16 protein-coding genes are annotated in these 24909 nt (G+C 58.3%); 11 read left to right on the top strand and 5 right to left on the bottom strand.

From position 1 onward, the window contains the following. Nucleotides 1-4 precede the first annotated feature (4 nt). From uca to ACFSW5_RS08170, 6 genes are all read left to right on the top strand, one after another. Nucleotides 5-3661, top strand: coding sequence for an urea carboxylase (uca, locus tag ACFSW5_RS08195; RefSeq protein WP_379271301.1), 3657 nt, complete (start codon nucleotides 5-7; stop codon nucleotides 3659-3661). After that, nucleotides 3658-5562, top strand: a complete 1905-nt coding sequence (atzF, locus tag ACFSW5_RS08190) for an allophanate hydrolase (RefSeq protein ID WP_379271299.1) — start codon at nucleotides 3658-3660, stop codon at nucleotides 5560-5562. Before uca ends, atzF begins: the two co-directional genes overlap by 4 nt. Before the next feature lie 369 nt (nucleotides 5563-5931). After that, a complete protein-coding gene (locus tag ACFSW5_RS08185) occupies nucleotides 5932-6807 on the top strand; it encodes a hypothetical protein (protein ID WP_379271297.1) in 876 nt (291 codons plus the stop codon). Between the two features lie 383 nt (nucleotides 6808-7190). Then, nucleotides 7191-8297 carry a rhamnogalacturonan acetylesterase gene (locus ACFSW5_RS08180; RefSeq protein WP_379271808.1) on the top strand — a complete coding sequence of 369 codons (1107 nt, stop codon included), beginning with the start codon at nucleotides 7191-7193 and terminating at the stop codon, nucleotides 8295-8297. Nucleotides 8298-8606: 309 nt separating this feature from the next. Further along, complete coding sequence (locus ACFSW5_RS08175) at nucleotides 8607-10628, top strand: copper amine oxidase (RefSeq protein ID WP_379271295.1); 2022 nt, start codon at nucleotides 8607-8609, stop codon at nucleotides 10626-10628. A gap of 256 nt (nucleotides 10629-10884) precedes the next feature. Beyond that, a complete protein-coding gene (locus ACFSW5_RS08170; RefSeq protein ID WP_379271293.1) occupies nucleotides 10885-12945 on the top strand; it encodes a copper amine oxidase in 2061 nt (686 codons plus the stop codon). Between the two features lie 283 nt (nucleotides 12946-13228). On the opposite strand, the gene ACFSW5_RS08165 is transcribed toward ACFSW5_RS08170, so the two are convergent. From ACFSW5_RS08165 to ACFSW5_RS08150, 4 genes are all read right to left on the bottom strand, one after another. Next, the gene (locus tag ACFSW5_RS08165; protein ID WP_379271291.1) at nucleotides 13229-15451 is read right to left on the bottom strand and encodes a sensor histidine kinase; all 2223 of its coding nucleotides are present in this window, start codon (nucleotides 15449-15451) and stop codon (nucleotides 13229-13231) included. Beyond that, nucleotides 15429-16142 (bottom strand): winged helix-turn-helix domain-containing protein, encoded by a 714-nt coding sequence (locus ACFSW5_RS08160; protein WP_379271288.1) that lies wholly within the window; start codon nucleotides 16140-16142, stop codon nucleotides 15429-15431. The genes ACFSW5_RS08165 and ACFSW5_RS08160 overlap by 23 nt, the downstream gene beginning before the upstream one ends. Nucleotides 16143-16399: 257 nt before the next feature. Next, complete coding sequence (gene serS, locus ACFSW5_RS08155; protein WP_379271286.1) at nucleotides 16400-17698, bottom strand: serine--tRNA ligase; 1299 nt, start codon at nucleotides 17696-17698, stop codon at nucleotides 16400-16402. Nucleotides 17699-18047: 349 nt separating this feature from the next. Further along, nucleotides 18048-19052 (bottom strand): LacI family DNA-binding transcriptional regulator, encoded by a 1005-nt coding sequence (locus tag ACFSW5_RS08150; protein WP_379271284.1) that lies wholly within the window; start codon nucleotides 19050-19052, stop codon nucleotides 18048-18050. Between the two features lie 888 nt (nucleotides 19053-19940). Here ACFSW5_RS08150 and ACFSW5_RS08145 point away from each other — a divergent pair. The 5 genes from ACFSW5_RS08145 to ACFSW5_RS08125 all read left to right on the top strand — a co-directional run bounded on the left by ACFSW5_RS08145 (nucleotide 19941) and on the right by ACFSW5_RS08125 (nucleotide 24011). Further along, on the top strand, nucleotides 19941-20807 hold the full coding sequence (locus tag ACFSW5_RS08145) for a YitT family protein (protein WP_379271282.1): 867 nt from the start codon (nucleotides 19941-19943) through the stop codon (nucleotides 20805-20807). Nucleotides 20808-21015: 208 nt separating this feature from the next. Next, on the top strand, nucleotides 21016-21372 hold the full coding sequence (locus tag ACFSW5_RS08140) for a LapA family protein (RefSeq protein WP_379271280.1): 357 nt from the start codon (nucleotides 21016-21018) through the stop codon (nucleotides 21370-21372). Between the two features lie 147 nt (nucleotides 21373-21519). After that, entirely contained in the window at nucleotides 21520-21723 is a 204-nt protein-coding gene (locus ACFSW5_RS08135; RefSeq protein WP_379271278.1) for a hypothetical protein, read from the top strand. Between the two features lie 143 nt (nucleotides 21724-21866). Continuing rightward, entirely contained in the window at nucleotides 21867-23255 is a 1389-nt protein-coding gene (locus ACFSW5_RS08130; protein ID WP_379271276.1) for a glycoside hydrolase family 26 protein, read from the top strand. Between the two features lie 57 nt (nucleotides 23256-23312). Then, on the top strand, nucleotides 23313-24011 hold the full coding sequence (locus ACFSW5_RS08125; protein ID WP_379271274.1) for a hypothetical protein: 699 nt from the start codon (nucleotides 23313-23315) through the stop codon (nucleotides 24009-24011). On the opposite strand, the gene ACFSW5_RS08120 is transcribed toward ACFSW5_RS08125, so the two are convergent. Next, nucleotides 24008-24838, bottom strand: coding sequence for a lipase family protein (locus ACFSW5_RS08120; RefSeq protein WP_379271271.1), 831 nt, complete (start codon nucleotides 24836-24838; stop codon nucleotides 24008-24010). The genes ACFSW5_RS08125 and ACFSW5_RS08120 overlap by 4 nt on opposite strands. Between the last annotated feature and the right edge of the window lie 71 nt (nucleotides 24839-24909).

Raw genomic sequence — 24909 nt, 5'->3', positions numbered from 1 at the left:
GCTTATGTTCACCAAAATATTGATCGCCAACCGGGGCGCTATAGCCGTACGGATTGAGCGGACGCTGCGCCGGATGGGAATCGCGTCGGTGGCCGTTTATACGGAGGCGGACCAGGACAGCCTGCACGTCGAGCTCGCCGACGAGGCGGTGCTGATCGGGGAAGGTCCGGCGAAGGAAAGCTACTTGAACGGGGAGCTTATATTGCGGATCGCCGAGGAGACGGGGGCGGAAGCGATTCATCCGGGCTACGGCTTCCTGAGCGAAAATGCCGATTTCGCGCGTGCCTGCAGGCAAAAGGGGATCGTCTTTATCGGCCCGGAGCCGGAACAGATGGAACAGTTCGGACTGAAGCATTCGGCCCGCGCGCTGGCGGAGCGCTCCGGGGTGCCGATGCTGCCGGGAACGGGCCTGATCGCCGATAAGGAAGGCGCGCTTGCGGAGGCCGCCCGCATCGGCTATCCGGTCATCCTGAAGAGCACCGCCGGAGGCGGCGGCATCGGCATGCGCGTGTGCGAGGACGAAGCGGCGCTGTCCGCGGCGTTTGAGTCGGTGCGCCATTTGGCCGAATCGAACTTCAATAACGGCGGCGTCTTTCTCGAGAAATACGTCGCGAGGGCCCGCCACGTCGAAGTGCAAATATTCGGCAACCGTTTCGGCGAAGTGGCGGCCCTTGGCGAACGGGATTGCTCGATTCAGCGCCGCAACCAGAAGGTGATCGAAGAGAGCCCGGCGCCGCTCTTTCCCGAAGAGGTCCGGACGGAAATGCTGTCGGCGGCTAAAAGGCTGGCGCAGCAGGCCGGTTACCGGAGCGCGGGAACGGTCGAGTTTCTGTACGACCCGGAAACGGCTCGTTTTTATTTTCTCGAGGTGAACACAAGGCTTCAGGTCGAGCACGGCGTAACGGAAGAGGTGCTTGGCATCGACCTCGTGGAATGGATGGTTCGGGAGGCGGCCGGCGAGCTGACCGGTCTTGATTCGCTCTACGGAAGCCCGCGCGGCCACAGCGTGCAAGCCCGCTTGTACGCGGAAGATTGCCTGCAGGGCTTCCGCCCGAGCGCCGGCCAGATCGACCGTGCGGTTTTTCCGGAGGATGTGCGGGTAGAGACGTGGATTCGAGACGGCATCCAAGTGGCGACGATGTACGATCCGATGCTTGCCAAAATTATCGTGCACGGCTCCGACCGCCGGGACGCGCTGCGCAAGCTGGCCGAGGCTTTGAAGGAAACGCGGATTTATGGCGTGACGACGAATTTGCAATACTTGGAGGCGCTGCTCGCGGAACCGGGTTGTCTTGAAGGTCATGTGCATACTCGCATGCTGAACGGCTTTGAGCCGGAAGAGCGCGCGATCGAAGTGCTGGACGGCGGCGTGCAGACGACCGTGCAGGATTGGCCGGGAAGAACGGGGCATTGGGACGTCGGCGTGCCGCCGTGCGGGCCGATGGACGCGTATTCGATGCGGATCGGGAACAAGCTGCTCGGCAATCCGGACGATGCGCCGGGACTGGAGCTGACGCTCAGAGGCGGCTCGTATCGGTTCCGTTCGGGCATGCGATTCTGCTTGACGGGCGCGCCGATGGAGGCGACGCTTGACGGCGTGCCGGTTCCGTATTACAAGCCGATGTCGGCGAATCGCGGTCAGGTTCTCGAGTTCGGCGAGGCGCGGCAGGGGATGCGGGCATACCTGCTCGTCGAAGGCGGCTTCGACATGCCGCATATTCTTGGCAGCTCGGCCACCTTTACGCTGGGCGGCTTCGGCGGCCATGGAGGGCGGGCGCTGCGCGTCGGGGACGTGCTGCGCGTGCGCGTCAAGGAAGCCGCTGCGGCGGCCGGCGCGGCGACGGACGAGGCGCTGGCGCCGGAGTACCGGCCGTCCTTGGCCGGCCGTTGGACGATCGGCGTTATTCCGGGGCCGCATTGCACCGTCGAGTATTTGCAGCCCGGTTATTTGGAGCAGTTGACCTCTACGGAATGGGAGGTTCATTTCAACAGCTCGCGGACGGGAGTCCGCCTGATCGGTCCGGCGCCGCTGTGGACCCGGGAGGACGGCGGCGAAGCGGGGCTTCACCCATCCAACATCCACGACAACGCTTATGCGATCGGGGCGCTTGATTTGACCGGCGACATGCCGATTTTGCTTGGCCCGGACGGCCCGAGCCTCGGCGGGTTCGTCTGCCCGGTCACGACCGCCTCGGCCGAGCTGTGGAAGCTGGGCCAGCTTCATCCCGGAGACCGCGTGTCGTTCCGGCTTCTAACGCTGGAAGAGGCGGAACGGCTGCGGGACGAACAGGAGCGCCAGCTCGCGGAAATCGGCTCCGGCAAGCGGGCGGTGCTGACCGCGGTCCGGCTGCCGGAAGCGGGCGCGGCGTTTACCCCCGAATACCCTCTGCTTGTTCAAGAAGCGGAAGGAAGGCAGTTCCCGATCACCGTCCGCTGCAGCGGGGATGAGAACTTGCTTGTCGAATACGGGCCGATGGAGCTGGATTTGAAGCTGCGGTTCCAGGTTCATGCTCTAATGTCGGCGATCGCCGAGAGCGGCCGGATACCGGCGCTGGATTTGACGCCGGGCATCCGTTCCCTGCAGATCCATATCGACCGCTCGGCGATAACCGTGCGGCAAGCGGCCCGGCTCGTGCTCGAGCTCGACAGGAGCCTGCCGCCGCTCGAGTCGATGCGTGTTCCTTCGCGAATCGTTCGTTTGCCGTTATCTTGGGACGATCCGGCAACGCAGCTGGCGATCGACCGTTACCAGCAGAACGTGCGGCCGGATGCGCCGTGGTGTCCGAGCAATCTGGAGTTCATCCGCCGGGTGAACGGACTCGGCAGCATCGAGGACGTGAAGCGGATTGTTTTCGAGGCGAATTATTTGGTCATGGGGCTTGGCGACGTCTATTTGGGAGCGCCGGTCGCGACGCCGACCGATCCTCGCCACCGGCTGGTGACGACCAAATACAACCCGGCGCGGACATGGACGCCGGAGAACGCCGTAGGCATCGGCGGCGCCTACATGTGCGTGTACGGCATGGAAGGCCCCGGCGGGTACCAGTTTGTAGGCCGTACCGTGCAAATGTGGAATAAGCTGCGTTCGACGCAAAGCTTTAAGCCGGGGAAACCGTGGCTGCTCCGGTTTTTCGACCAGATCCGCTTCTACCCGGTAACGGCCGATGAGCTGCTTAAGCTGCGGGAAGATTTTCCGAGAGGAAGATTTGAAGCGGATATTACGGAAACGACCTTTGATCTCGGGGAGTACTTGCGGTTTCTCGAATCGATTGAAGAAGATGCGCAAGGCTTCCGCGATACGCAGCGGCGCGCGTTCCGCGAGGAGCGCGAGCGGTGGCGGGAGCTCGGCCTCGCGGAATACGTCTCCGAGCATGAGACCGGCGCGGAGAAGGAAGAGGAAGAGCTGGAGGAAGGCGCGGTAGCGGTGCGCTGCAACATGCCGGGAAGCGTCTGGAAGGTGCTGGTCGAGCCCGGTCAGCGGGTGAAAAAAGGCGATACGCTGATTATCGAGGAAAGCATGAAGATGGAATTCAACCAGGCGGCGACCTGCGACGGGCGGGTGTCGGCCGTATACGTCCGGGTTGGGGATGCGGTACAGGCGGGGCAGCTGCTGGTCGGCCTTGTTCCGGAGCCGGCGAAGGAGGAGGTGCTGCAAGGATGAACGCGCCTATCCGATCGATCGCTTTGTTAAGGCAGGCTTATACCGACGGTACAATTACGCCGGAGCGGGTCATGTCGGACATCGTCCGGCTGGCGGAAGAAGAAGCGGACATGAACATATGGATTACGCCTCCTTCGATGGAGAGAATCGGCCCTTATTTGGAGGCGCTGCGCCGTATCGATCCGGCCGGCGCGCCTTTATGGGGCATCCCGTTTGCGGTTAAGGACAACATCGATGTAGCCGGCATGCCTACGACGGCGGGATGTCCGGATTATGCGTACACGCCCGCGGAGCATGCCGAAGCGGTACGCCGCCTTGTCGAGGCGGGCGCCGTTCCGGTCGGCAAGACGAATCTCGACCAGTTCGCGACCGGCCTTGTCGGAACGAGAAGCCCTTACGGCGAGACGCATAACGCACTCCGGCCGGAGCTGATCAGCGGCGGCTCCAGCTCCGGCTCTGCCGTCGCCGTGGCCCGGGGCCAGGCCGCGTTTGCGCTCGGCACCGATACGGCCGGCTCGGGCCGGGTGCCGGCCGCCTTGAACGGCCTTGTCGGCTATAAGCCGAGCTTGGGCGCTTGGCCGGTAAGAGGGGTCGTTCCCGCGTGCGAGAGCCTCGATTGCGTTACCGTATTTGCGAATGCTGCGGGCGACGCTTTGCTGATCGACCGTATCGTTCGCGGCGTCGATAGGCGGGACCTTTGGTCCCGCGCGCTCCCCGAACCGACTTCGTCCAGGCCGTCCGGCATTTGCCTGCCGCGCGGGGAGCTTGCGTTTTACGGTCCGCTGGCGGAGCGGTATGCCGCAGCGTGGAAGGCCGCGGTCTGCAGGCTCGAGGCATGCGGGCTGCCGGTGGAATACGTAGACATCGAGCCGTTCGAGGAAGCGGCGGCTATCTTGTATGAAGGGCCGTGGATAGCGGAGCGGTGGGCCGGATTGGGCGCGTTTATCGAAGCGAATCCGGGCGCTGCATTGCCGGTTACGGAAAGTATTTTGCGGAGTGGGGCGGCTCCGGAGCTTGGGGCAGCTTCCGTATTTAAGGCGATGCACCGTCTTCGGGCGCTGAAGCTGAAGGCGCACGCGCTGCTGCGGGACGCGGTGCTCGTCCTTCCGACCTGCGGCGGAACTTGGACCCGCGTACAGGTGGCAGCCGATCCGCTCGGCACGAACCGCGACATGGGCCGCTATACGAACCATTGCAACCTGCTGGATCTGTGCGCGGTCGCCCTTCCGGCCGGAGAAGCGGAAGCGGGCGCTCCGTTTGGCATTACGGCCTTTGCCGCCGGCGACCGCGAGGACTTGATCCGCGGCTTTGCGCTCGATTGGACGGGCGAAGCGGCGACGGGCGGGCCTGCCGGAGCCGAAGCGGCACCGGAAGCATTGGAGGCGCCCGGGAACGGCGCAAGTCCGTCGGCAGTGCCGGCCGCGGCTGCTTCGGCTCCGGCAGGGGAGGAAGCGACTCCCGGCATCGCTGCGGAGACGGATACCCGCAGCGCAACGAGAGTCGTCAATGGAGCGGATACGGTGCTTGTTGCCGTATGCGGCCTACATATGCGCGGCTTTCCGCTTGAACGCCAAATGAAGGCGTGCGGGGCCGAGTTTGTCCGCGAGTCGAATACGGCAGCAGCTTATAAGCTGGTCAAACTGCCGACATCGCCGCCCAAGCCGGGTCTGATCCGGCAAGCGGACGGAGGTTCGTCCGTCGCGCTGGAAGTGTGGGAAATGCCGGCAGCGTCGTTCGGCGCTTTCGTCGCTTCGATCCCAGCTCCGCTCGGCATCGGAAAGGTCGAGCTTGCCGACGGGTCGGAGGTTCCCGGCTTCGTCTGCGAAGGCTACGCGGAAGCGGGGGCCGAAGACATCACCGTTTACGGCGGCTGGCGCAATGCAGCAGCCGCTGGCGTATAACTCGAACAATCCATTGCTTTTTCAGGTTGATATCAGATTCAATCGATTTTGTGAGCCGCATAATTGCGGCTTTTTGTTTACGATCGTTGCCGCTGTCTCCTAAACGGATGTTGATACTTCCTTGCAAAGCTTCCGTATTTATTTGCAGGGAGTTGAACTTTAGATGAACCTGTTCATAGGCATTGTGCTGTTTACGGTTGGAATCATTGCGATTTTTCCGTATCGTTAGTGATGGGGGTTATATTCATCGTTGCAGGCATACTGAATCTGATTTATCATTAACCTTTTTTACCCGGACTTTACCTTGAGGGCACGGATTCCTTTACCATGGGCGGATACAATGGACGAAGGAGACGTGGAGGTGAAGCGATGAAACGGATGAAATGGGCGCTGCTTGCCGGACTGATGCTCGCCGGCTTCGCGATGACCTTTATGCTGGAGGGGGCGGGGAAATCCGACGCCTCCGGCTCCGGCGATATGGCGGATCCTTACCTGGACCCGTTTGCGATGACGCTGGCGCATCGCCATGCCGCCGTGGAGACGGCAAGCGAGAAGGCGGTCCGGATGCGGTTTGAATGGCCGGAAGGCGCTCCCGCCGCGGGCGAGGCTGGCCTGCTCAGGCTGACGGTTACGGGGAAGGGAGGAACGCCGATCGAAAGCTTTGACGTCGTTAACGAAAAGCTGATTCATTTGGTCGTCGTAAGCCGGGATTTGGCGGAATTTCAGCATGTTCATCCCGAGTATAAAGGCAAAGGCATTTATGAACTGGACGTCGCTTTCCCTGCCGGCGGAAGTTATAAGCTGTACGCCGACTTTCAGCCGACGGGGATGAATGAGCTGACGCGCACGGCTGAAGTTGCCGTGGCGGGAACGCCGGGAGCCGCTTACGATCTGACGCCAAGCGAATCGTTCGTCGCGACGGTCGACGGCATGCAAGTCGAGCTTACCTTCGATCAAGCGCCGGCGAAGCTGCAGGCGTTGACGATGACGTATACGTTCACGGACGCGAAGACGGGGGAGCCGATTCGCGACCTGGAGCTTTATCTCGGCGCGGTCGGGCATGCCGTGGCGATTGACGAAGGGCTAAATGATTATTTGCATCTTCATCCGCTGAACTGGGCTTCCTCGGGGCCGCAGGCGGTGTTTGGCGTCAGCTTTCCGCGCAGCGGGCTATATAAGCTGTGGGGACAGTTTCAACGGAACGGGGAAGTATTTCTTGTTCCGTTTACGGCGGAGGTCCGATAAGCACCGAATGTTCCAATCCCCATTCCAATAAAACTGCCGGAACGGCGGTTTATCTGTTAAGGGAGCGTCCCCTTGAGGCGCTCCTCTATTTTTTTTGCCGCCGTTGTGATTTCGCTTCGACCTTCGTCGGCGGGATATGCTGCGAAAGAACGCATGGCGAACAAGAAAGTGCAAGGGAGACAATATAATGCAAGAACGGCCTGCAAGAAGGTCTTATTGATGGAAAATAAATCCTTTCCTATACTTAATTTCAAATAAAAGGAGAGGTGGGGTGTTTCCTATCGTTTTTAAATATTGCCGATAAGGGAGGAATTATGGAAATGAAAAGCAAATGGTTGAAAACGCTATCAACAATTCTGATGACGGCTGTTTTTCTCGGGGGGATGCCGGCTATGCGCGCGGAGGCGGCGATAGACGAAATCAAGTTTGATTTCGGGGGCGGAGACGTGGAACCCGGCTATATCGGCGTCAGCGCTTCCGATGGTTATGCGCCGGAGAAAGGCTACGGCTTTAACACGCCGGACAACATGCAGAATGTGACGGCCTCCGGCACGGGCGCCGCAAGCGACGCCGTTCAGTTTTTAACTTACGGCACCAAAAGCGAAAACACGTTTAACGTCGATCTTTCGAACGGACTTTATGAGATTAAAGTGACGTTAGGAAACACGGCCAGAGCAAGCGTGGCGGCGGAGGGCGTTTATCAAGTCATCAATATGACCGGAAACAACGCAACGGATAAATTCCAAATTCCGATTGCCGACGGACAACTGAATATCCTTGTTACGGCCGGCAAGGAGGGGACGGCTTTTACTTTAAGCGCCCTGAAAATCAGAAAGCTGTCGGATAACCCGGTCACGAATAGAACGATCTATATCGGCGGAGATTCGACCGTGTGCAACTACTATCCGCTGGATTCAAGCGCGCAGGCCGGATGGGGACAACTGTTTAAGGAGTTTGTCAGCGCGCAGACGTTTCAAGTGAGAAATATGGCTTCGGGCGGCCAGATTGCCAGAGGCTTCCGGGACGGAGGACAACTGGAAGCGATCTTGAAGTACATTAAGCCGGGCGATTATTTTATATTGCAATTGGGAATTAACGATACGAATCCGAAAAATAGCACGACCGAAGCGGAATTTAAAGAGATCATGCGCGATATGGTCAGGCAAGTAAAGGCCAAAGGGGCGACCGTGATCTTATCGACTCCGCAAGGAAGGGCAACGGATTTTAATGCGGAAGGCGTTCACTCCTCCGTAAACAGATGGTATCGGCATTCGACCGTGGCTTTGGCGCAGGAAGAGAATGTTCCATTGGTCGACCTTAACGTGCTTAGCTCGGCATACTTTACCTCGATCGGTCCGGAAGCTACGCTCGAGCTTTACATGCCGGGGGATACCTTGCACCCTAATCGCGCCGGGGCAACGGAATTGGCCCGCCTTGTGGCCGAGGAATTGCAAAGGCAAGGGCTGGACGGTTTTTCAGCGGATCGTTAATGGCGCGCAACCAGTCATAGATCGAAATAAAAGAAACGGCGACTACGGAACTTACCGTTGCATCGCCGTTTCTTTTTTAGATTTTAATTCTCGTAAGACTCTTCCCTCCCGCAGCCCATATTTTACGCAGGCGCAGCCTAAACGTTAACCGGATTTTACCTCTATGCGGCCGTCCCTTTAGGTAGCGCTGTTAAGATGGGATGGGAACGCGGATAAACCGCGGGCAAGCGAAAGGGATGCCGGGCGCGGTTTGCCCATCCGGAAGTCCCGGCGGGCATGAATTTTAATATGCGGAGGGAGAGCGGTAGTATGGGGAGAAAGAAGTGGTTCGTCTCAACGGTTGCGGCAGCGGTAGTAGTTGGAACGATCGCGATGAGCAGCGGGGGATTCGCCTTCAACCGCCTAAGCGCGGCGGAAATCGAGGCAATGGTCTATCATCCTCTTAATGCATTGACTCCGGAGGAAATAGAAGAGGCCGCTTCGATTATTAGAAAATCCCGGTACGGCGACGCCAGCATGTATTTCCCCGAAATTAAGCTGGAAGAGCCGGATAAGGCGGCGGTATGGGAGTGGGAATATTCCGGCCGCGCGGGCAAGCTGCCGCGTCAGGCGACGTTCACCGCGATTAAAGGGGATACCCCGTACGAAGGAACGGTCGACCTCGATGAAGGAACGGTCATCTATTGGAAGGAAGTGACGCAAGGCTGGCCGTTGTTCAACGAAGGCGCAGGCGCTCAAGATTTTATTAAGCGGGACCCTCAAGTGAAAGCGGCGCTGGCGAAACGCGATCTTACGGTGGACGCCATTCGGTTTGCGGTAGGTCCGCTGGGCGATTACGGCCCCGAGCTTACGCCTCCGGGTTCCAGACTGGCGATTGCCGTCCCGCGACCGACTATCGAGGGGAAGGTGAACAACTATGCTCATCCCATTGACGGTTTGGCGCTGCTGATTGATCTGGACGCGAAAAAAGTGGTCGACATTTACGATTACGCGACTCCGCCGATTCCGATGGAGGATAACGATTATTCGAAGGTGATCAAGAGCGACCGCACGGACGAGTTGAAGCCGCTTATTATTACGCAGCCGGAAGGGGCCAGCTTCTCGGTGAAAGGAAATATGGTCGACTGGCAGAACTGGAACTTCCATTTCCGCATGGACCCGCGCGTCGGTCCGATCGTATCGACCGTAACGTATGCGGACGGCGGCGAAAAACGGAAAATTATGTACGAAGGCGGCATGGGCGGCATGATGGTGCCTTACGGCGATCCGGAGCCGGCCTGGTTTTATAAAATCTTTATGGATGCCGGCGAATACGGCGTGGGACTGTCCACCCGGACGCTGAAGGTAGGCGCCGACGCGCCGAACAACGCCGTATTGTTCGACGTTGCGCTGAACACGACCGAAGGCAAAGCGGAAATTTTCAAAGACGCATTCGCGTTGTTCGAGCGTTACGCCGATCCGGAATGGTCGCATAACACGCCGAACGGTCCGGAAGCGCGCGAACGCCGCGAGCTGGTGCTTCGTTCGATCGCGACGATCGGCAACTACGACTACGTGCTCGACTGGGTATTCGAGCAGAACGGCACGATCAAAATTATGACCGGCGCTACCGGCCTCGCCCAAGTGAAGGCGGTCGCCAGCGAAACGATTCAAGACCCGACGGCTGTCGACGACACGCGCAACGGCGTTCTGGTCGATCAGAACATCGTGGCGCCGACGCACCAGCATATTTTCAACTTCCGCCTCGATATGGACGTGGACGGGGAAATCAACTCGGTCGGCGAAATATTGCCGAAGACGGTAGCCGTAGATCAAGACCCCGGCTTCGCGCGCAGCGAAATGATTATGGAGGAGAAGACGTATAAGACCGAGCAAGAAGCCATCCAGAAGTTCGATCCGGACAAAATCGTGCTGGTGACGAGCGAAGCGAAGCAGAACAAGCAAGGTTACACGACCGGCTATCAAATGATCGCGTTTGCCGGCGGTACGCATCCGTTCATGGAAGAGCCGTTGTTCACGGAAACGGACTACGTGCTGAAGCGGGCGGAATTCATTAACAATCACGTATGGGTGACGCCGTATAGGAAAGACGAGCTTTACTCCGAAGGCAAATATACGACCCATAACACCGACACCGGCCTGGGCGCATGGACGAAGCAGGACCGCGGCATCGAGCGAACCGACAGCGTCGTCTGGCTGACGACGGGAACGACGCACGTGATGCGGGCGGAAGAGTTCCCGATCATGCCGACGGAATGGGTCACGACGATGATCAAGCCGTGGAACTTCTTCGGCGAGACGCCGACGCTCGATTTGCCGAAGGTGGAGTAAAAGCCGGAATGGCCGGAATCGTTCATCCGCTATTCGCGTATTCCTAAAGCTTTGCGCCGCCCCCAAACGGGGCGGCGCAAAGCCTTTTTTATGGCGGTTGCCCCGGTCGCTTCCTTGGGCTGCGGCATCGCCGGACTTTACCGAAAATCCGCCGAAATGTTAGCTGAACTTTACCTTATCCGACTCCGCCTTTTACTTGCAATCGCTACACTGGTTACAAGCTTGGCATTCGATTAAGCAATGGAGGGGTTCGATAATGAGGAGAAAATGGCTTATTCCGCTGATTGCCGCTTCAATCGCCGTCAGCTCGACGGGCATCGGGTACGGCGCGTTCGGGATCGGCAGGCTGAGCGCGGCCGAAGTGGAGGCGATCGTGTATCATCCGCTTAACGCCTTGACGCCGGAGGAGATCGAGAAAGCGGCCCGAATCGTGAAAGAGTCGGCATACGGGGACGCAAGCTTGTATTTTGCCGAAATCAAGCTGGAGGAGCCGGACAAAGCAAAGGTGTGGGAATGGGAATATTCCGACGGCAGCGCGCGGCTGCCCCGTCAGGCTACGTTTACGGCCGTCAAGCAGGAGAAGCCTTACGAAGGCGTCGTCGACCTCGACAACGGGACGGTGGTGCAGTGGAAGGCGGTACCGGAAGGCTGGCCGCTGTATACCGAGTACGGGCAGACCGGCGACATCGTCAAGAAGGATCCGGCTGCCGTCGCCGCTCTTGAAAAACGCGGCATAACCGATCTGAGCAAGGTGCGGTTCAGCGACGGCCCGCTTGGCGATTACGGCCCCGAGCTGACTCCCAAGGGCTCTCGCCTTGCGATGTCCGTCCCGCGTCCGATTATCGAGGGAGCGGTCAACAGCTTTGCTCATCCGATGGACGGTCTCGCTTTTCTCGTCGACCTGAACGCCAAAAAAGTCGTCAAAATTTACGATTACGCGACGCCGCCGGTGCCGACCGATCCGAACGACTATTCGAAAGTGATCAAGAGCGCCCGTACGGAGCAGATCAAGCCGCTTATCATTACGCAGCCGGAGGGGGCCAGCTTTTCCGTTAAGGGCAACAAAATCGACTGGCAAAACTGGAACTTTCATTTCCGTTTGGACCCCCGCGTCGGTCCGATTGTGTCCACCGTTACCTATTCGGAAAGCGGAGAGAAACGGAAAATTATGTACGAAGGATATTTGGGCGGCATGATGGTTCCTTACGGCGACCCGGACCCGGCCTGGCTGTACAAAATATTTATGGACGCGGGCGAATACGGCGTCGGCATGTCGACCCGGCCGTTAAATATGGGCTCGGACGTTCCTCAAAACGCGACGTTGTTTGACGCGGCCATTAACGATACGGCCGGCAAGGCGACCGTCATCAAGGACGCGTTCGCCGTGTTCGAGCGGTACGCCGATCCGGAATGGTCCCATAACGGCGATGCGCGCGAACGCCGCGAGCTGGTGCTGCGCTCGATCGCAACGATCGGCAACTACGATTACGTGCTCGATTGGGTGTTCATGCAGAACGGCTCCATCAAGCTGATGGTTGGCGCGACAGGGCTGGCCCAGATCAAGGCGGTGGACACGGAGACGATGCACGATGCGACGGCCGCGGAAGATACGCGCAACGGCACGCTGGTGGATACGAATATCGTGGCGCCGACGCACCAGCATATTTTCAACTTCCGGCTCGATCTCGACATCGACGGCGAAACGAACACGGTCGGCGAAATATTGCCGAGGGCCGAAACGGTCCCGAATCCGGAGTTTGCCCGCAGCGAAATGGTGACGATCGAAAAAACGTACGAAAAAGAGCAGGACGCGATCCAAAAATTCGACCCGGACAAAATCGTTCTTGTCACCAGCGACAGCGAAGAAAACAAGCTTGGTTACCCGACCGGGTACCAGATCATCCCTTATGCCGGCGGCACGCATCCGTTCATGGAGGAGCCGTTGTTCACAAAGACGGATTACGTGTTGAAGCGCGCGGAATTCATCAATCATCATATTTGGGTCACGCCGTACAAAAAAGACGAGCAGTATTCGGAGGGCAAATATACGACGCATAACACCGACACGGGTCTCGGATTATGGACGCGGCAAAACCGCCCGATCGCGGACACCGACACGGTCGTCTGGATGACGACGGGCACGACGCACGTGATGCGGGCGGAGGAATTCCCGATCATGCCGACGGAATGGGTAACGGCGATGATCAAGCCGTGGAATTTCTTTAACGAGACGCCGACGCTGGATCTGCTTGAGCCGGCCGCCGAACCGGCGGCATCATCGGATGGGGCGGCGGCGGATGCGGCTGATGGGGAGTGACGGCGGAAGAATAACCCGTTGCCGGCAGGCATTTATGGCATGATCCATCGGCGCAGTCGGTTTACGGCCGCTTAAAAGTCGCCATCAAGCAAGGAGCCTTCTCAACAAGAGGCTCCTTGCGGTTTACCGCCGATATCGCCGGGTTCTGCAGCACGGCTCCGCTTCCGGCCCGATCCCGCCGGCGAACCCGGTGGCCCATACGCCACGGTTCGCGCGGGCGCCGCGCCGCGCCGTAAAGCCGCCGCTTTCGCGCCGGACTCGGGTCCGGCCGCATGCCGTGCGCTTATCCCGCCGAGGCGCCCCGGTACTCGTCCGCAGGCGGGGCTTCCGTGCGCCGTTCCGAGGCTGCGCCGGCCTCCTGCCGCAGCGGCAGCGACAGCGCGAACGTGCAGCCGCTGCCGCCTTCGCCGCGGCGCACGTCGACGCTTAGCTCCCCGCCGTGCATCGCGGCGATTTCTTTCGCGATCGACAGCCCCAGGCCGCTGCCGGGAATGCCGCTGTTGCGCGACTTGTCTACCCGGTAAAACGAGTTGAACACGTACGGGATGGCATCTTCGGGAATGCCGGGTCCGGCGTCGATGACGCTGAACTTGGCTGCGCCTTCCGCCAGCTCGTAGCGAAAGGCGACCGGCAGCCGTTCTTCGGTATATTTGAGCGCGTTTTCGATCAAATTGTCCAGCACCCGCCCGAGCAGATGGGCGTCGCCAAGCAACGGGGCGCCGCCCGACAGCCGTTCGATGCGGAAGGGCCGCCCGGCAAGCTCCATATAAGGCGCCCATTTGGACGCGATCGCCCGGAACAGCTCCGTCGCATCGAGCGGCTCCATCCGGGCCGCGAGCTGCCTCGTTTCGAGTAAGCTCAGCTCGTTCAAGCTGCGGACAAAATGGGTGATCGCCGCGATGCCGTCGCGGATGCGCCGCAAATAAAAGCCGGTCTGCTCCTCCGGAATAACGCCCTCATGAATCGCTTCGATATACCCTTGGATTAGAGTAATCGGCGTCTTCAGATCGTGCGAGATGTTCATGAACAGCTCTTTGCGCCATTGCTCGAGACGGGTCAGCTCCCGGACGCGCATCTCGAGCTCGTCGTTCATTTCCTTAAGCTCCGCCGTCCGGAGCCGGACTTTGTGTTCCAGATCGGCGTTTAACGCCGCTTGCGCTTCCATCAGCTCGCTTACTTTGCCCGACATCCGGTTGAAATCGTGCAGCAGCCGGTTGAACTCGAGCACCCGCGTATCGTGGTGCGTTACGGCGACCTTGCCTTCGCCCATTTTGGCGAACGCTTCCGCAAGCCGATCGACCGGCCGCGCGATGCGCGCGCGCAGAAAAAACGCAAGCGCTATGCTCAACATAACCGCCAGGCCGCACAACAAGGCGAGCTGGAGCGTCAGCGCCCGCTCCGTCCGCTGATTCAGCTCCTTCGTGGCCGAATAAACGGGCTCGAGCAGCGTCCTCTCGGCGATGATATAACCAAGCGTCCAATGCGTCGAAGGAATGGAGCGGCTAAATACCGCCTTGTTTTCACCGCTCAGCTCCATGATGCGGTATTGGCGGCCGTCCTGCGGCCTGGAAGAGCGGAATGCCGAGATCAGGTTCATCCGGTTGATCTCGTATAAGCCGTGCTGCTGCGCGGCGATCAAGGTGTAGTGCGAATCGAGCAGCAAAGCGTAACCGTCCCGGGTGTCAAAATTCGTGTCCACGACGTTGCCGATAAAGCTGTCGACGGTCACGTCCGCGGCGACGATTCCTCTCAGCCTTCTTTTGTCGTCGTAGACGGGGGTTGTCGCCGTAAACATCCAGCCTCTCGGCGTGATGTCGTAATACGGCTTGGTCCAGACGACTTCGTCTACGCCGGGAGGCACGATCAGGGCGTCGGTATAAAACGGGTAAGTCGTCAGCTTGCGGATTGGCCGGGAGTCCGGGGCGGGCGGGCCGTCATAGAACGGGTACACGTACGAGCCCGACTGCGGATGAATGTAGTACATCGTGACGATGTTCGGGTTGTTGGCCGTTTGGGCGCGGAAAACCGGGTGCAGGTTTTTGCCGATCGCAAAATCCCGGGTCTGTTCGGCCGTCGGCTTCTCTTCGCGGCTTTCCACGCGGATGCTGACCATTCCTTTGCCGTCTTCGTCGAGGTCGACGTAACGGTTCTCCGCCTCGTCGTATTCGTACTCCACGAACGTTTCGGGCCAGGCGGACGGTTTGGAGAAAAGGGCTTCCGCCATCGCCTTCGCCACAAGCACCGCGCTTTCCACTTTTCGGAGCTCCGAATCGATGCTTTGCGCCTGCTCTTCGATATGATTTTCGTACATGCGGATATAGTTCATTTCGGTCCGTTCCGCGCTTAATTGGCTAGAGCGCTGCAGCTGGCTCCGCACCGTTTGGCCGGCGATGGCGGACAGCAGCAGCAAAGGGACGAGCGATCCGGCGAGCATCGACAGCAGGAGCTGGATCGCAAACGCCTTGGGCTTCCGGCGCGCAAGGTTAAACCGGCTTGACAGCTTCATCGAATTTATAGCCGAAGCCGCGGATCGTGACGATCCGTTTCGGATTCGCCGGGTCCGGTTCGATTTTTTTGCGCAGATGGCCGATATGCACTTGAAGGGTTTTCGTATCGAGCGTGCTATCGTACCCCCATACGGCGGTGAGCAGCCTTTCGGCGGTCAATACTTGCTTGGGGTGTCGCATCAAATAGGACAAAAGCTGAAATTCCTTGGCGGATAAGTCGATGGGCTTGCCGTCCACGAACGCTTCGTGCGTTCTTGCGGATAGGCGGACGTGCTCGGAGGCGATGGCGGCGGGGGAGGCGTCTTCCCCGCGGCTTCGGACGATGCGGTTGCGGCGCAGCTGCGCCTTGATGCGGGCGATGAGCTCGACGGGGCTGAATGGCTTGCTGACGTAATCGTCCGCGCCGACGCTCAAGCCGACGACTTTGTCGATCTCCGTGTCTTTGCAGCTCAGGAATAGGATAGGGACATCGGTCGTTTGGCGAAGGCGGGAGCATAGCTCGTAACCTTCCATGTCGGGAAGCAGCACGTCAAGCACGATCAGCGAAGGCCGGTCGGTTGCGGCGATTTCGAGCGCTTGCTTGCCGCTTGTCGCCATGCGGTGGCGGAAGCCGTCCTTCTGCAGGAACAGGCCTACAAGCTCGCTAATTTTCGTTTCATCGTCAACCGTCAAAATCAATTCACCTGGCATGTTTGCTCACCTCTTGTAATACGGAATGGTGTAATTGCAACGCCGTGTGTATTTGGTGTTAGGTTATCGTTATTAATATTCTAATTTTATGGCGAAAATGAAAGAAAGGCAATCGTATATGTAATATTATTTTACACAATCCTTTCGTACAAAAAAGCAACCGGAGGACTATTTTGCCGCCGATACGGCGGGCAAACCGGTCCTCCGGAAGATTAAGAGCCCCTTATCGGGGCTTGATCCGATTCATTGGCTATGCTCTATGCCCGCACGGCAGGCTCCGGCGGCGCGATCCGCGCCATGCCGCCCATATAGGGCCGGAGCGCCTCGGGAATATGAATCGAGCCGTCCTCGAGCTGATGGTTTTCCAGCAGCGGAATCAGGATGCGGGGCGAGGCGACGGCCGTATTGTTGAGCGTATGGCAATAACGGAGCCTGCCTTCCGCGCCGCGGTAACGGATGTTCGAACGGCGCGCCTGGAAGTCGCCGAGGTTCGACGACGAATGCGTTTCGCCGTAGCTGCCGCGGCTTGGCATCCACGTCTCGATGTCGTATTGCTTGTACGTTTTTTGCGACATGTCGCCGGTGCATACCGCCATCACCCTGTAGGGCAGCTCCAGCAATTGAAGCAGCTCTTCGGCGTTTGCCGTAATGTCCTGCAGCAGCGCTTCCGATACTTCGTAATCCGCCTCGCAGATGACCACCTGCTCCACTTTCGCGAATTGATGGACCCGGTACAGCCCGTGCACGTCCCTGCCCGCCGAGCCGACCTCGCTGCGGAAGCACGACGAAGCAGCCGCCAGCTTGATCGGCTCCGCCGCGTCGACGATTTCATCGGCATAGTAGTTGACGAGCGGCACCTCCGACGTGCCGACGAGCCACCTTCCCTCCTCGTCGATGCGGTACACCTGATCGCGTCCAAGCGGGAAAAATCCTGCGTGAGCGAGCGCTTCCTCCCGCACCATTAACGGCACCTCGACCGGCGTGAAGCCTTTGTGCACCAGCCTATCGAAGGCCAGCTGCTGGACCGCCCGGTGAAGCAGCACGCCCGCGCCTTTCAAATAATAGCTGCGCGAGCCTGCCGTCTTGACGCCGCGCCGCACGTCGATCATATCGTGCAGCTCGCCGAGCTCGATATGGCTCCGCTGCGGGAAGCCCGTCTCCTTCGGCATACCGACCCGCCGAATTTCCACATTGTCCGCGTCCGACTTGCCGACCGGCGTATCGGGCGATACGACGTTCGGGACGAGCTCCATGAGCGAGCGGAAACGCCGTTCGGCGGCGTCGAGTTCGGCTTCCAGGCCGGCCAGCTGTCCGTTCACGGCGGCCACCTGCGTCTTCGCTTGCTCCGCGTACGCTTCGTTGCCGTCCCGAAGCGCCATGCCGATGCCCGTCGACAGCGTATTGCGGGCTTGTCTCAGCGCGTCGGCCTCCTGACGCAAGCTGCGTAAAGCGACATCGGCCTCCAGCAGCTCCCTGACCGACAAGGCGATTCCTTTCCGTTCAGCCGCAAGCTGCACCGTATCTCCGTTTTCCCTAATCCATTTGATATCCAACATAACCGCCACTCTCCTTGTTTTGGGGATGAAAAAAACAAAAAAACGCTCCGTCGCTTGGGACGAGGAGCGTTTAGAGACTCGCGGTGCCACCCAAATTGGCTTGCCGGCATAATGCCGGGCAGCCCTCCTTGGTTCCGCGGTAACGGGCGGGTCCGGTTAACTTAGGGAACGCAGCGCTTTGCAGGTCCTCCTGCTTGGCGGAGGGAGATGCGGGCTGCTCCTTGACGAGAACGCCTCCGAGTTGGATGCTCTTCATCGGCATATGGTCGATCATGCAATTTGTAAGCCAGTATAACCTATTCCGGCGTGACTGCGCAAGAGGCGGGCGGCAATGAAGGCGGGGTTCCCGCTAGCGCAGCGGGGCCGTCGATCTGCGCTTCATCAGCGCGGAAGAGAGCGTAACGGTACGAGGCTGCCTGCTTCTGTCCTTGATGCGCTCGACGAGCAGGCCGACGCCGACGGCGCCGAACTCGTAAGCGGGCTGCGCCGCCACGGTCAGGAACGGATCGACGACATAATCGGCTTCCAGATCGTCGAAGCAGACGACCGACATGTCGCGGGGAATCGACAATCCCGCCGCATGAAGCGAACGAATGGCCGCCAGGGCGATTTTGTTGTTGGCGGCAAAGACGGCCGTCGGGCGTTGTTCCAGATCCATCAGCTTGCCGATGATTTCGGCTAAGCCCGTATCCGCAAATCCGGCCTCGAAGACGATTGCGTCGTCGCAGGCAATGCCGGCCGAAGACAAGCCTTCCCGATAGCCGAGCAGCCGCTGCCTTGCGGTCGATGTGCTCAGAGAGCCGTTAATAAAGGCGATTCTGCGGTGCCCTTGCGCAAGAAGCATCGCCGTTAACGCTTTGGCGCCTTCCTTGCTGTCGCCGAGCACCGTATCCGCTTCGAAGCCCGGCACTTCGCGGTCCAGCAGCACGACGGGAATATTGTGCTGCTTCAGCTGCTCCAGGCAGGGAGCCGAGCCGTCGCCGACCGGAGCGATCAGCACGCCGTCGGCCCGCGCGGATATGACCGCGTCAAGCGTCGCGTTTTCTTTCTCGAGGTTTTCGTCGCTGTTCGAGAACAACAGCTGGTAGCCGAATTTGCGGGCCGCGTCCTCGGCGCCGCGGGCCAGCGTCGTATAAAAAGGATTCGTAATGTCCGGTATGACGAGGGAAAGCAGCTTCGTCTCCTGAAGCACGAGACTGCGGGCGGCGATATTCGGGACGTAATTCATTTCGGCCATAATGGCTTTGACCCGCTGCCGGGTCTTCTCGCTGATGCGCCCGGTATTGTTGATGACGCGGGATACCGTCATGGCCGAGCAGCCGGCGCGTTCGGCGATATCGTAAATCGTGACCATTGCGTACGCTCCTCCTTGGCGTTGGCTTCATCATTAAACCGTTCGGCTGAAGTGAATCCCATTTTATCCAAAACGGCGCCAAACGGCAACCGTGGCGTGAACGCGGGAGGGCCAAGCCACGAAATAGGAAAAGGCACCGTCCCCGACGGCGGAAGGGACGATGCCTTGCGAGAAACGCGTACGTTACCGGCAAAATGCGCTTGCGATCAACCAGGAAGGGAACGTTTGGAACGTGAAGGTCGGCCATACCCAGCCCGACGTAAAGCCAAACGGTTGGGAGCGTACGATAAACATCCAGAACGACTGGCCGAATCTCGTTCTAATGAATGTCCATCTGCCTACGCAGCCGGGGGCAAATGCGACGGACGGGCCGCCGGGACCTCCGGGACCTCCGGGTCCGCCCGGCCCAAACGGTCCCCCGGGCCCAAACGGACCTCCTGGCCCGCCGGGTCCCCCTGGGCCGCCCGGTCCGAACGGTCCTCCCGGCCCAAACGGTCCTCCCGGTCCGCCGGGTCCGCCCGGACCGCCGGGCAAGCCCGGTCCCGGCCCAATAGCCCGGCTGTTTACCGACGTTTGCAGCTTCAGACCATGTTTTTTCGCAGGATACGGTTTCTTTTTCTTCTTTATTGTTTCCAGAACAGCTCAACTCCTTTGCGAATAATTGGAAAGCTGAATGGGTGTTTATCCTACCTTATGCCGGGCGGGGATGTCCCGGTTTGGACCCTTGCCCACTTTGCATAAATAATCGGGTTATTCGTCCTTTGCGTCTGAATTTGAGCCGCCTTCCGGACCTTGTTCGCAAATCGCCAATCAACAAGAGGTTTGGAATGATCCTTTTCGTATGTTAAGATTTATAAAGAATACTTATGATAGGAGAATGGGTGGTCTATGGCAAAAGCGCATAAAAAGTTAACGATGCTTGAAATTTTGAAACGCGGAATTTTCATTACGATCGGCGCAATCATGATGGGCGTTGCCCTCGAACTTTTTCTCGTCAATAATGCGGTTATCGACGGCGGGGTAACCGGCATATCGATCATGCTGTCGGAGTTGACCGGCGTATCTTACGCCATATTTCTTGTCGTCCTCAACCTTCCTTTCCTTATTCTCGGTTTTAAGCAAATCGGCAAAACGTTCGTTATTTCCACTTTGTACGGCATCGTAATCATGTCGATTACGACCCAATACCTTCATCATGTCGAACCGTTTACGGAAGAGAAGCTGCTTGCGGTGCTGTTCGGCGGCATTATTCTCGGCGCCGGCGTAGGACTGGTCATGCGGTTCGGCGGCTGCCTGGACGGCACCGAAATCGTTGCGATTCTGCTGTCCAAGAAGCTGAATATGTCGGTCGGCCAGATTGTCATGATCATCAACGTCTTTATTTTTATCGCCGCGGGCTTCGTCTTCCAATGGGATTCGGCAATGTACTCCATGATTACGTATTATATTGCGATCAAGCTGATCGATATTGTGGTGGACGGTTTGGACGAATCGAAGTCGGTGATGATCATCTCGAACGAATACGAGGAAATTTCCGACGCGATCAATGCCCGGCTCGGCCGCAGCACGACGTTCATTATGGCCAAAGGCGGCTATTCGCGCGAAGAAACGCAGGTCATCTATGTCGTCGTCACGCGTCTTGAGGTTGCGAAGCTGAAGTCGCTCGTTCATGAGATCGACCCGCGCGCGTTTCTGTCGTTCCAAAGCGTGTCGGACGTGCACGGCAGCAATTTCGCCAAAAAGAATATTCACTAATCCGGGAACCGCAAGGAAAACGCTCCGGCGTCTATTTCGTTGCGTAACGCAATAGACGGATACGAAATGACATGCAAATTGACGACAATTTCGCATGTCATTTTTTTATTGCAAGGACTGAGGGGAACGCATGCCGAAGTGAGGTGCGGATCACAATGTTATGGTAAAATGAAACAAACTTTGAAACGAAACGTTGGGAGTGAGTGTGATGAAGGGACAAATCTTATTGATTGCCGCACTCGTATTTGCGTTTATCATTGCGTTGTTCGCCGTGATTAACGTCGACTCGGTACAGGTCAATTTTCTTTTTACGAAGACGCAAATTCCGCTTATTCTCGTTATTTTGGCATCGACGCTGCTAGGCGGGGCGACGGTCGGGCTGTTCGGCGGAATTCGCCAGTTCAAGCTGCAGCGTTCGGTCCGCGCGCTGGAGAAGAAATTGGCGGAGACGGCTTCGGGTCCGGACGCAGCGGCGATCCGGCCGGAGGAGGGCGGCGTTCGCGCCGACCGCGCGCATTCGCAGGCGCAGGATTTGCCGCCGCGGGGCGAGCGCGCCGCGGATTAATTCTTTTTTGCCGTCAATAATGGATAAGAAAACCGGCATCCAGCGAGCGCCGCGATCCGGCATTTTTTTTGTTGCAGAGCGAACGGGGGGTAATATAATCTATCTATAAGCCCGACTAGTCGTGTACACAAAGCGAGGTGAACGAATATGTCCGAAATTCCAGCGAACGAATCCGCAGCAGCGGAGGAGCCGAAGAAACTGACGCAGGCTGAACGCGCGAAGCAGCTGCTGGCCCAGAAAAAGCAGAATCAGAACCATAACGCCGTCAAAAACGGCTCGACCCAAACGCAAGTGCTCAAAAGCCAAAATACGAAAAAAGTGAACAACCAACGCAAAAAAATGGGCGTCTAGCTTCCGGACCGTAATGCCCTGCCATACTTATCGCGACAGAAGACGCAAAGCCGCCCGGCTTTGCGTTTTTTGCGTATAGATTGCCATGCTTGCGCCCATGCTGGAAAATACGAGGGTCCACCAGGGAAAGGGGCTAATAGCCGTTGCAATTGCGAAGATGGGTAAGCGGTCAATCTCTGCTTCTGCTCGCAGCCGTTCTGCTGCTGTTCATGCTTCGCGACGGAGCGGAGAAGGATCAAGAAGCATTATCGGCTGCCGTCCGCCAAACGGAATGGACGGTTCATCTGCTCGCCAAGGAGCAAGATTACCGGCTGGCGAAGTGGGAGCCGGAAAGCGGAGCGTATTTGGGCGCATATGTCGTGCAGGACAAATCGATCGGAGGCAGCATGGATGCGTTTAACCGGCTGACCGGGCGCAAGCATGCCAGCTTCTTCAAATATGTCGGCTACGGGCAGCCTTTTCCGAAGGAATGGGTGAAGGAAGTGATCGCGGCCGGCGCTTTTCCGCAAATCGCCTTGGAGCCGAACGGGGGGCTGGAACAGGTGAAGGACGACGCCTATTTGCGCGGTTTTGCCGATGAAGCGAAAAAAGCGGGCGTTCCGGTGTTCATCCGATTTGCATCGGAGATGAACGGCTCCTGGACGGCTTACGGCGGGGATTCCGGCTTGTACATCCGGACTTGGCGGCTTGTGCACGACGTGTTCGAGAAGCGGGCTCCGAACGCTGCAATGGTATGGACGGTGCTGAACGTTCCGGAGAAGCCGATCGAAGAGTATTACCCCGGTGACGAATACGTGGACTGGGTCGGAATCAATATGTACAGCGTCAAATACCATGACGGCGACATCAAGCGCAAAGCCGATATGGAGGATCCGCTTGCGATGCTGAACTATGTGTACAACCGCTACAGCCGGACGAAGCCGATCCAAATATCGGAATTCGGGGCGACCCATTACAATACGACGGACGGCAAGCGGGACAACGAGTTTGCGATCAAAAAAATCGAAAGGCTGTACGGACGGTTGCATACTTATTATCCCCGGGTCAAAGCGATCTATTATTTCGACGTCAACAATTTGACCGAATATAACGAGATGCGTAAAATTAACGATTATTCCATTACGCTGCAGCCGGACATTCTTGCCGCTTACAGACGGAGCGTGGCCGGCGATTATTTTCTGAGCGGCTATTCCGCCACGGACAGCGAGGGGCAGCCTTCCGTCCAGCGTTTTACGTTTAGAGGCAATTTGCATGCGGTAGACGGTACCGTATTTGCGGATTTGAGCTTTTTTACGGAAACGTTACAAACGGAGCTTGTCCGTCTGGGCGGCGGAACCGTCCGGCTAATCAGACCGCCCGAACGGAAGACGGCGGAAGGCCGTCTGTTCGGTTGGCAAAGCGATTCGGGGTACCTCGATTGGATCAATCGTCCGATCATGCGCGAAGGAACGGGCTTGCCGCTGGTACAAACCGTTAGACAGCTAGGTTATAAGGTAAAACTGAACGGAACTGACATCGTCATCGAAGAATGAAACGTCCCTTCCCCCCGCATAATGAGTGTACTTCTATTATAACGGAGGGAATCTGTTATGGCGTTCTGCAACAAAATCCGGATTTATTTGCTGGCGGGCGTGGCGACAAGCCCGACGATTTTTACGGTATGCATAGATAAGCTGGAGAAGCTGTTTAAGGACGACGGCCTCGAGCCGGTGATCGACACGATTTTTCCGTACGGGGATGCATCGCGCAGACTTTACCGGCAAGTGCTGGAAGTGGGCAGCGACATTCCCCGTCGCGTCAAGCTTGCACGGGTAGGGGGACGCGAAGCGTTACGGTCCATCAAGCCGGCGTGCAACGGCGAGCCGCTGCTCCTTATCGGCCACAGCGGCGGAGGAGCTGCGGCTTACCAAGCGGCGCGCATGCTTTACGAGCAAGCCGGAGTGGATAACTTCAGGGTCGTGCAGATCGGTTCGCCTCGCATTCCGATCGATCCCCGCTTGAAAGATAAAGTCAGCTATTTCCATGCGGTCGACGAGAAAGGCAAACCGGTCGATCCGATTACGAGAATCGGCAGCTGGGGCGGTTTTACCGCTTCGAGGAAGCTGGCCGTTCCGATGTGGAACCGGATGAAATACGCGCCGGGCCATATCGAAGGCATCCGGACGATCGGCGGCCATGCGGATTACTTCCGGCACATGGCGCCTTATATCGATCAGCAGTCGATCTGCAATCTGGACAAAACGATCGGCCGCGTACACAATTGGTTCAAACAGGCGGCTTACGCTTAACCGGTTTGAGGACTCTCGTTCGCTTGCTCGGGCAACGGACACCAGCCCGGAGGCTCGGTGCAAACGGCCGCGGCGAATGAAGGGTCCTCTTTTGCCAGGTCCGCAAAATAGCTGCTGATGACGTGGTTGCCGGATACGGAGCCGCCCTTGAACTCGCGGGGCACCTCGCCTTTTACGTGCATGTAATAATAAACGTTGTCCGTATTGGGTTGCTGGTAAATGATCGGCGGCAAATGCGGCACGATGTCGTATTCGTTCTGGAAACGCCAATGCGTCCCGATGCGTCCGTTGTATGAACGGACGAATGCCGGATCTCCTACGCGGGGCGCCCCGAACGTATAAACGATAGGGTTCGTAAAAGGCTTGTTTGAAGCGATATCGAGGGCGGCCAGCGTCGAGAGAGCGCCCCCAAGACTATGGCCGGTTATAAACAAAGGCTTGTCTTGAGGCAGCCGATCCAACAGGACGAACAGCGATTCCCGAGCGGACATATACAGATCGGTGAAGCCTTTATGCGTAGAGCCCGCGTTTTTGACCGGCCGATACGGAATTTGCTGCGCGATAAAATCGGAAACCCAATCGGTGACCGACGACGTCCCGCGAAAGGCGACGATGCCGGCTTGCTCCGATTCGATGACGAAGCCGAACCGTTCGGCATAGGCGCCATATCCTTTGGCCGTTATTTCGCCGACGAGGCTGTACGATTTCGGCATCAGAAACAGTCCGCCCGGGTTCACATATTGCAGGTAGGTCTGGCTGCAAACCGCCGCCAAAAAAATAGCCGTCCGGTAATCCAATGGCTGCGCAATTCGCTTCTCTTTCCCCATTTCGATCAGCCCCTTTCACATCCTTCCGTATTGTATTCTATGAACGAATGGGCGATTAGGAACCCGATATC

It is taken from the genome of Paenibacillus thailandensis (assembly GCF_042685365.1).
In the GTDB taxonomy this organism is placed as follows: domain Bacteria; phylum Bacillota; class Bacilli; order Paenibacillales; family Paenibacillaceae; genus Paenibacillus_AP; species Paenibacillus_AP thailandensis.
The sequence above is the reverse complement of the archived record's forward strand: the minus strand, read 5'-3'. Positions and strand labels throughout refer to the sequence as shown.

What these genes read in the sequence shown, in the direction of transcription:
- uca (WP_379271301.1), top strand. Translation starts at nt 5, where the DNA reads ATGTTCACCAAAATATTGATCGCCAACCGGGGCGCTATAGCCGTACGG.
- atzF (WP_379271299.1), top strand. Translation starts at nt 3,658, where the DNA reads ATGAACGCGCCTATCCGATCGATCGCTTTGTTAAGGCAGGCTTATACC.
- ACFSW5_RS08185 (WP_379271297.1), top strand. Translation starts at nt 5,932, where the DNA reads ATGAAACGGATGAAATGGGCGCTGCTTGCCGGACTGATGCTCGCCGGC.
- ACFSW5_RS08180 (WP_379271808.1), top strand. Translation starts at nt 7,191, where the DNA reads ATGCCGGCTATGCGCGCGGAGGCGGCGATAGACGAAATCAAGTTTGAT.
- ACFSW5_RS08175 (WP_379271295.1), top strand. Translation starts at nt 8,607, where the DNA reads ATGGGGAGAAAGAAGTGGTTCGTCTCAACGGTTGCGGCAGCGGTAGTA.
- ACFSW5_RS08170 (WP_379271293.1), top strand. Translation starts at nt 10,885, where the DNA reads ATGAGGAGAAAATGGCTTATTCCGCTGATTGCCGCTTCAATCGCCGTC.
- ACFSW5_RS08165 (WP_379271291.1), bottom strand. Translation starts at nt 15,451, where the DNA reads ATGAAGCTGTCAAGCCGGTTTAACCTTGCGCGCCGGAAGCCCAAGGCG.
- ACFSW5_RS08160 (WP_379271288.1), bottom strand. Translation starts at nt 16,142, where the DNA reads ATGCCAGGTGAATTGATTTTGACGGTTGACGATGAAACGAAAATTAGC.
- serS (WP_379271286.1), bottom strand. Translation starts at nt 17,698, where the DNA reads ATGTTGGATATCAAATGGATTAGGGAAAACGGAGATACGGTGCAGCTT.
- ACFSW5_RS08150 (WP_379271284.1), bottom strand. Translation starts at nt 19,052, where the DNA reads ATGGTCACGATTTACGATATCGCCGAACGCGCCGGCTGCTCGGCCATG.
- ACFSW5_RS08145 (WP_379271282.1), top strand. Translation starts at nt 19,941, where the DNA reads ATGGCAAAAGCGCATAAAAAGTTAACGATGCTTGAAATTTTGAAACGC.
- ACFSW5_RS08140 (WP_379271280.1), top strand. Translation starts at nt 21,016, where the DNA reads ATGAAGGGACAAATCTTATTGATTGCCGCACTCGTATTTGCGTTTATC.
- ACFSW5_RS08135 (WP_379271278.1), top strand. Translation starts at nt 21,520, where the DNA reads ATGTCCGAAATTCCAGCGAACGAATCCGCAGCAGCGGAGGAGCCGAAG.
- ACFSW5_RS08125 (WP_379271274.1), top strand. Translation starts at nt 23,313, where the DNA reads ATGGCGTTCTGCAACAAAATCCGGATTTATTTGCTGGCGGGCGTGGCG.
- ACFSW5_RS08120 (WP_379271271.1), bottom strand. Translation starts at nt 24,838, where the DNA reads ATGGGGAAAGAGAAGCGAATTGCGCAGCCATTGGATTACCGGACGGCT.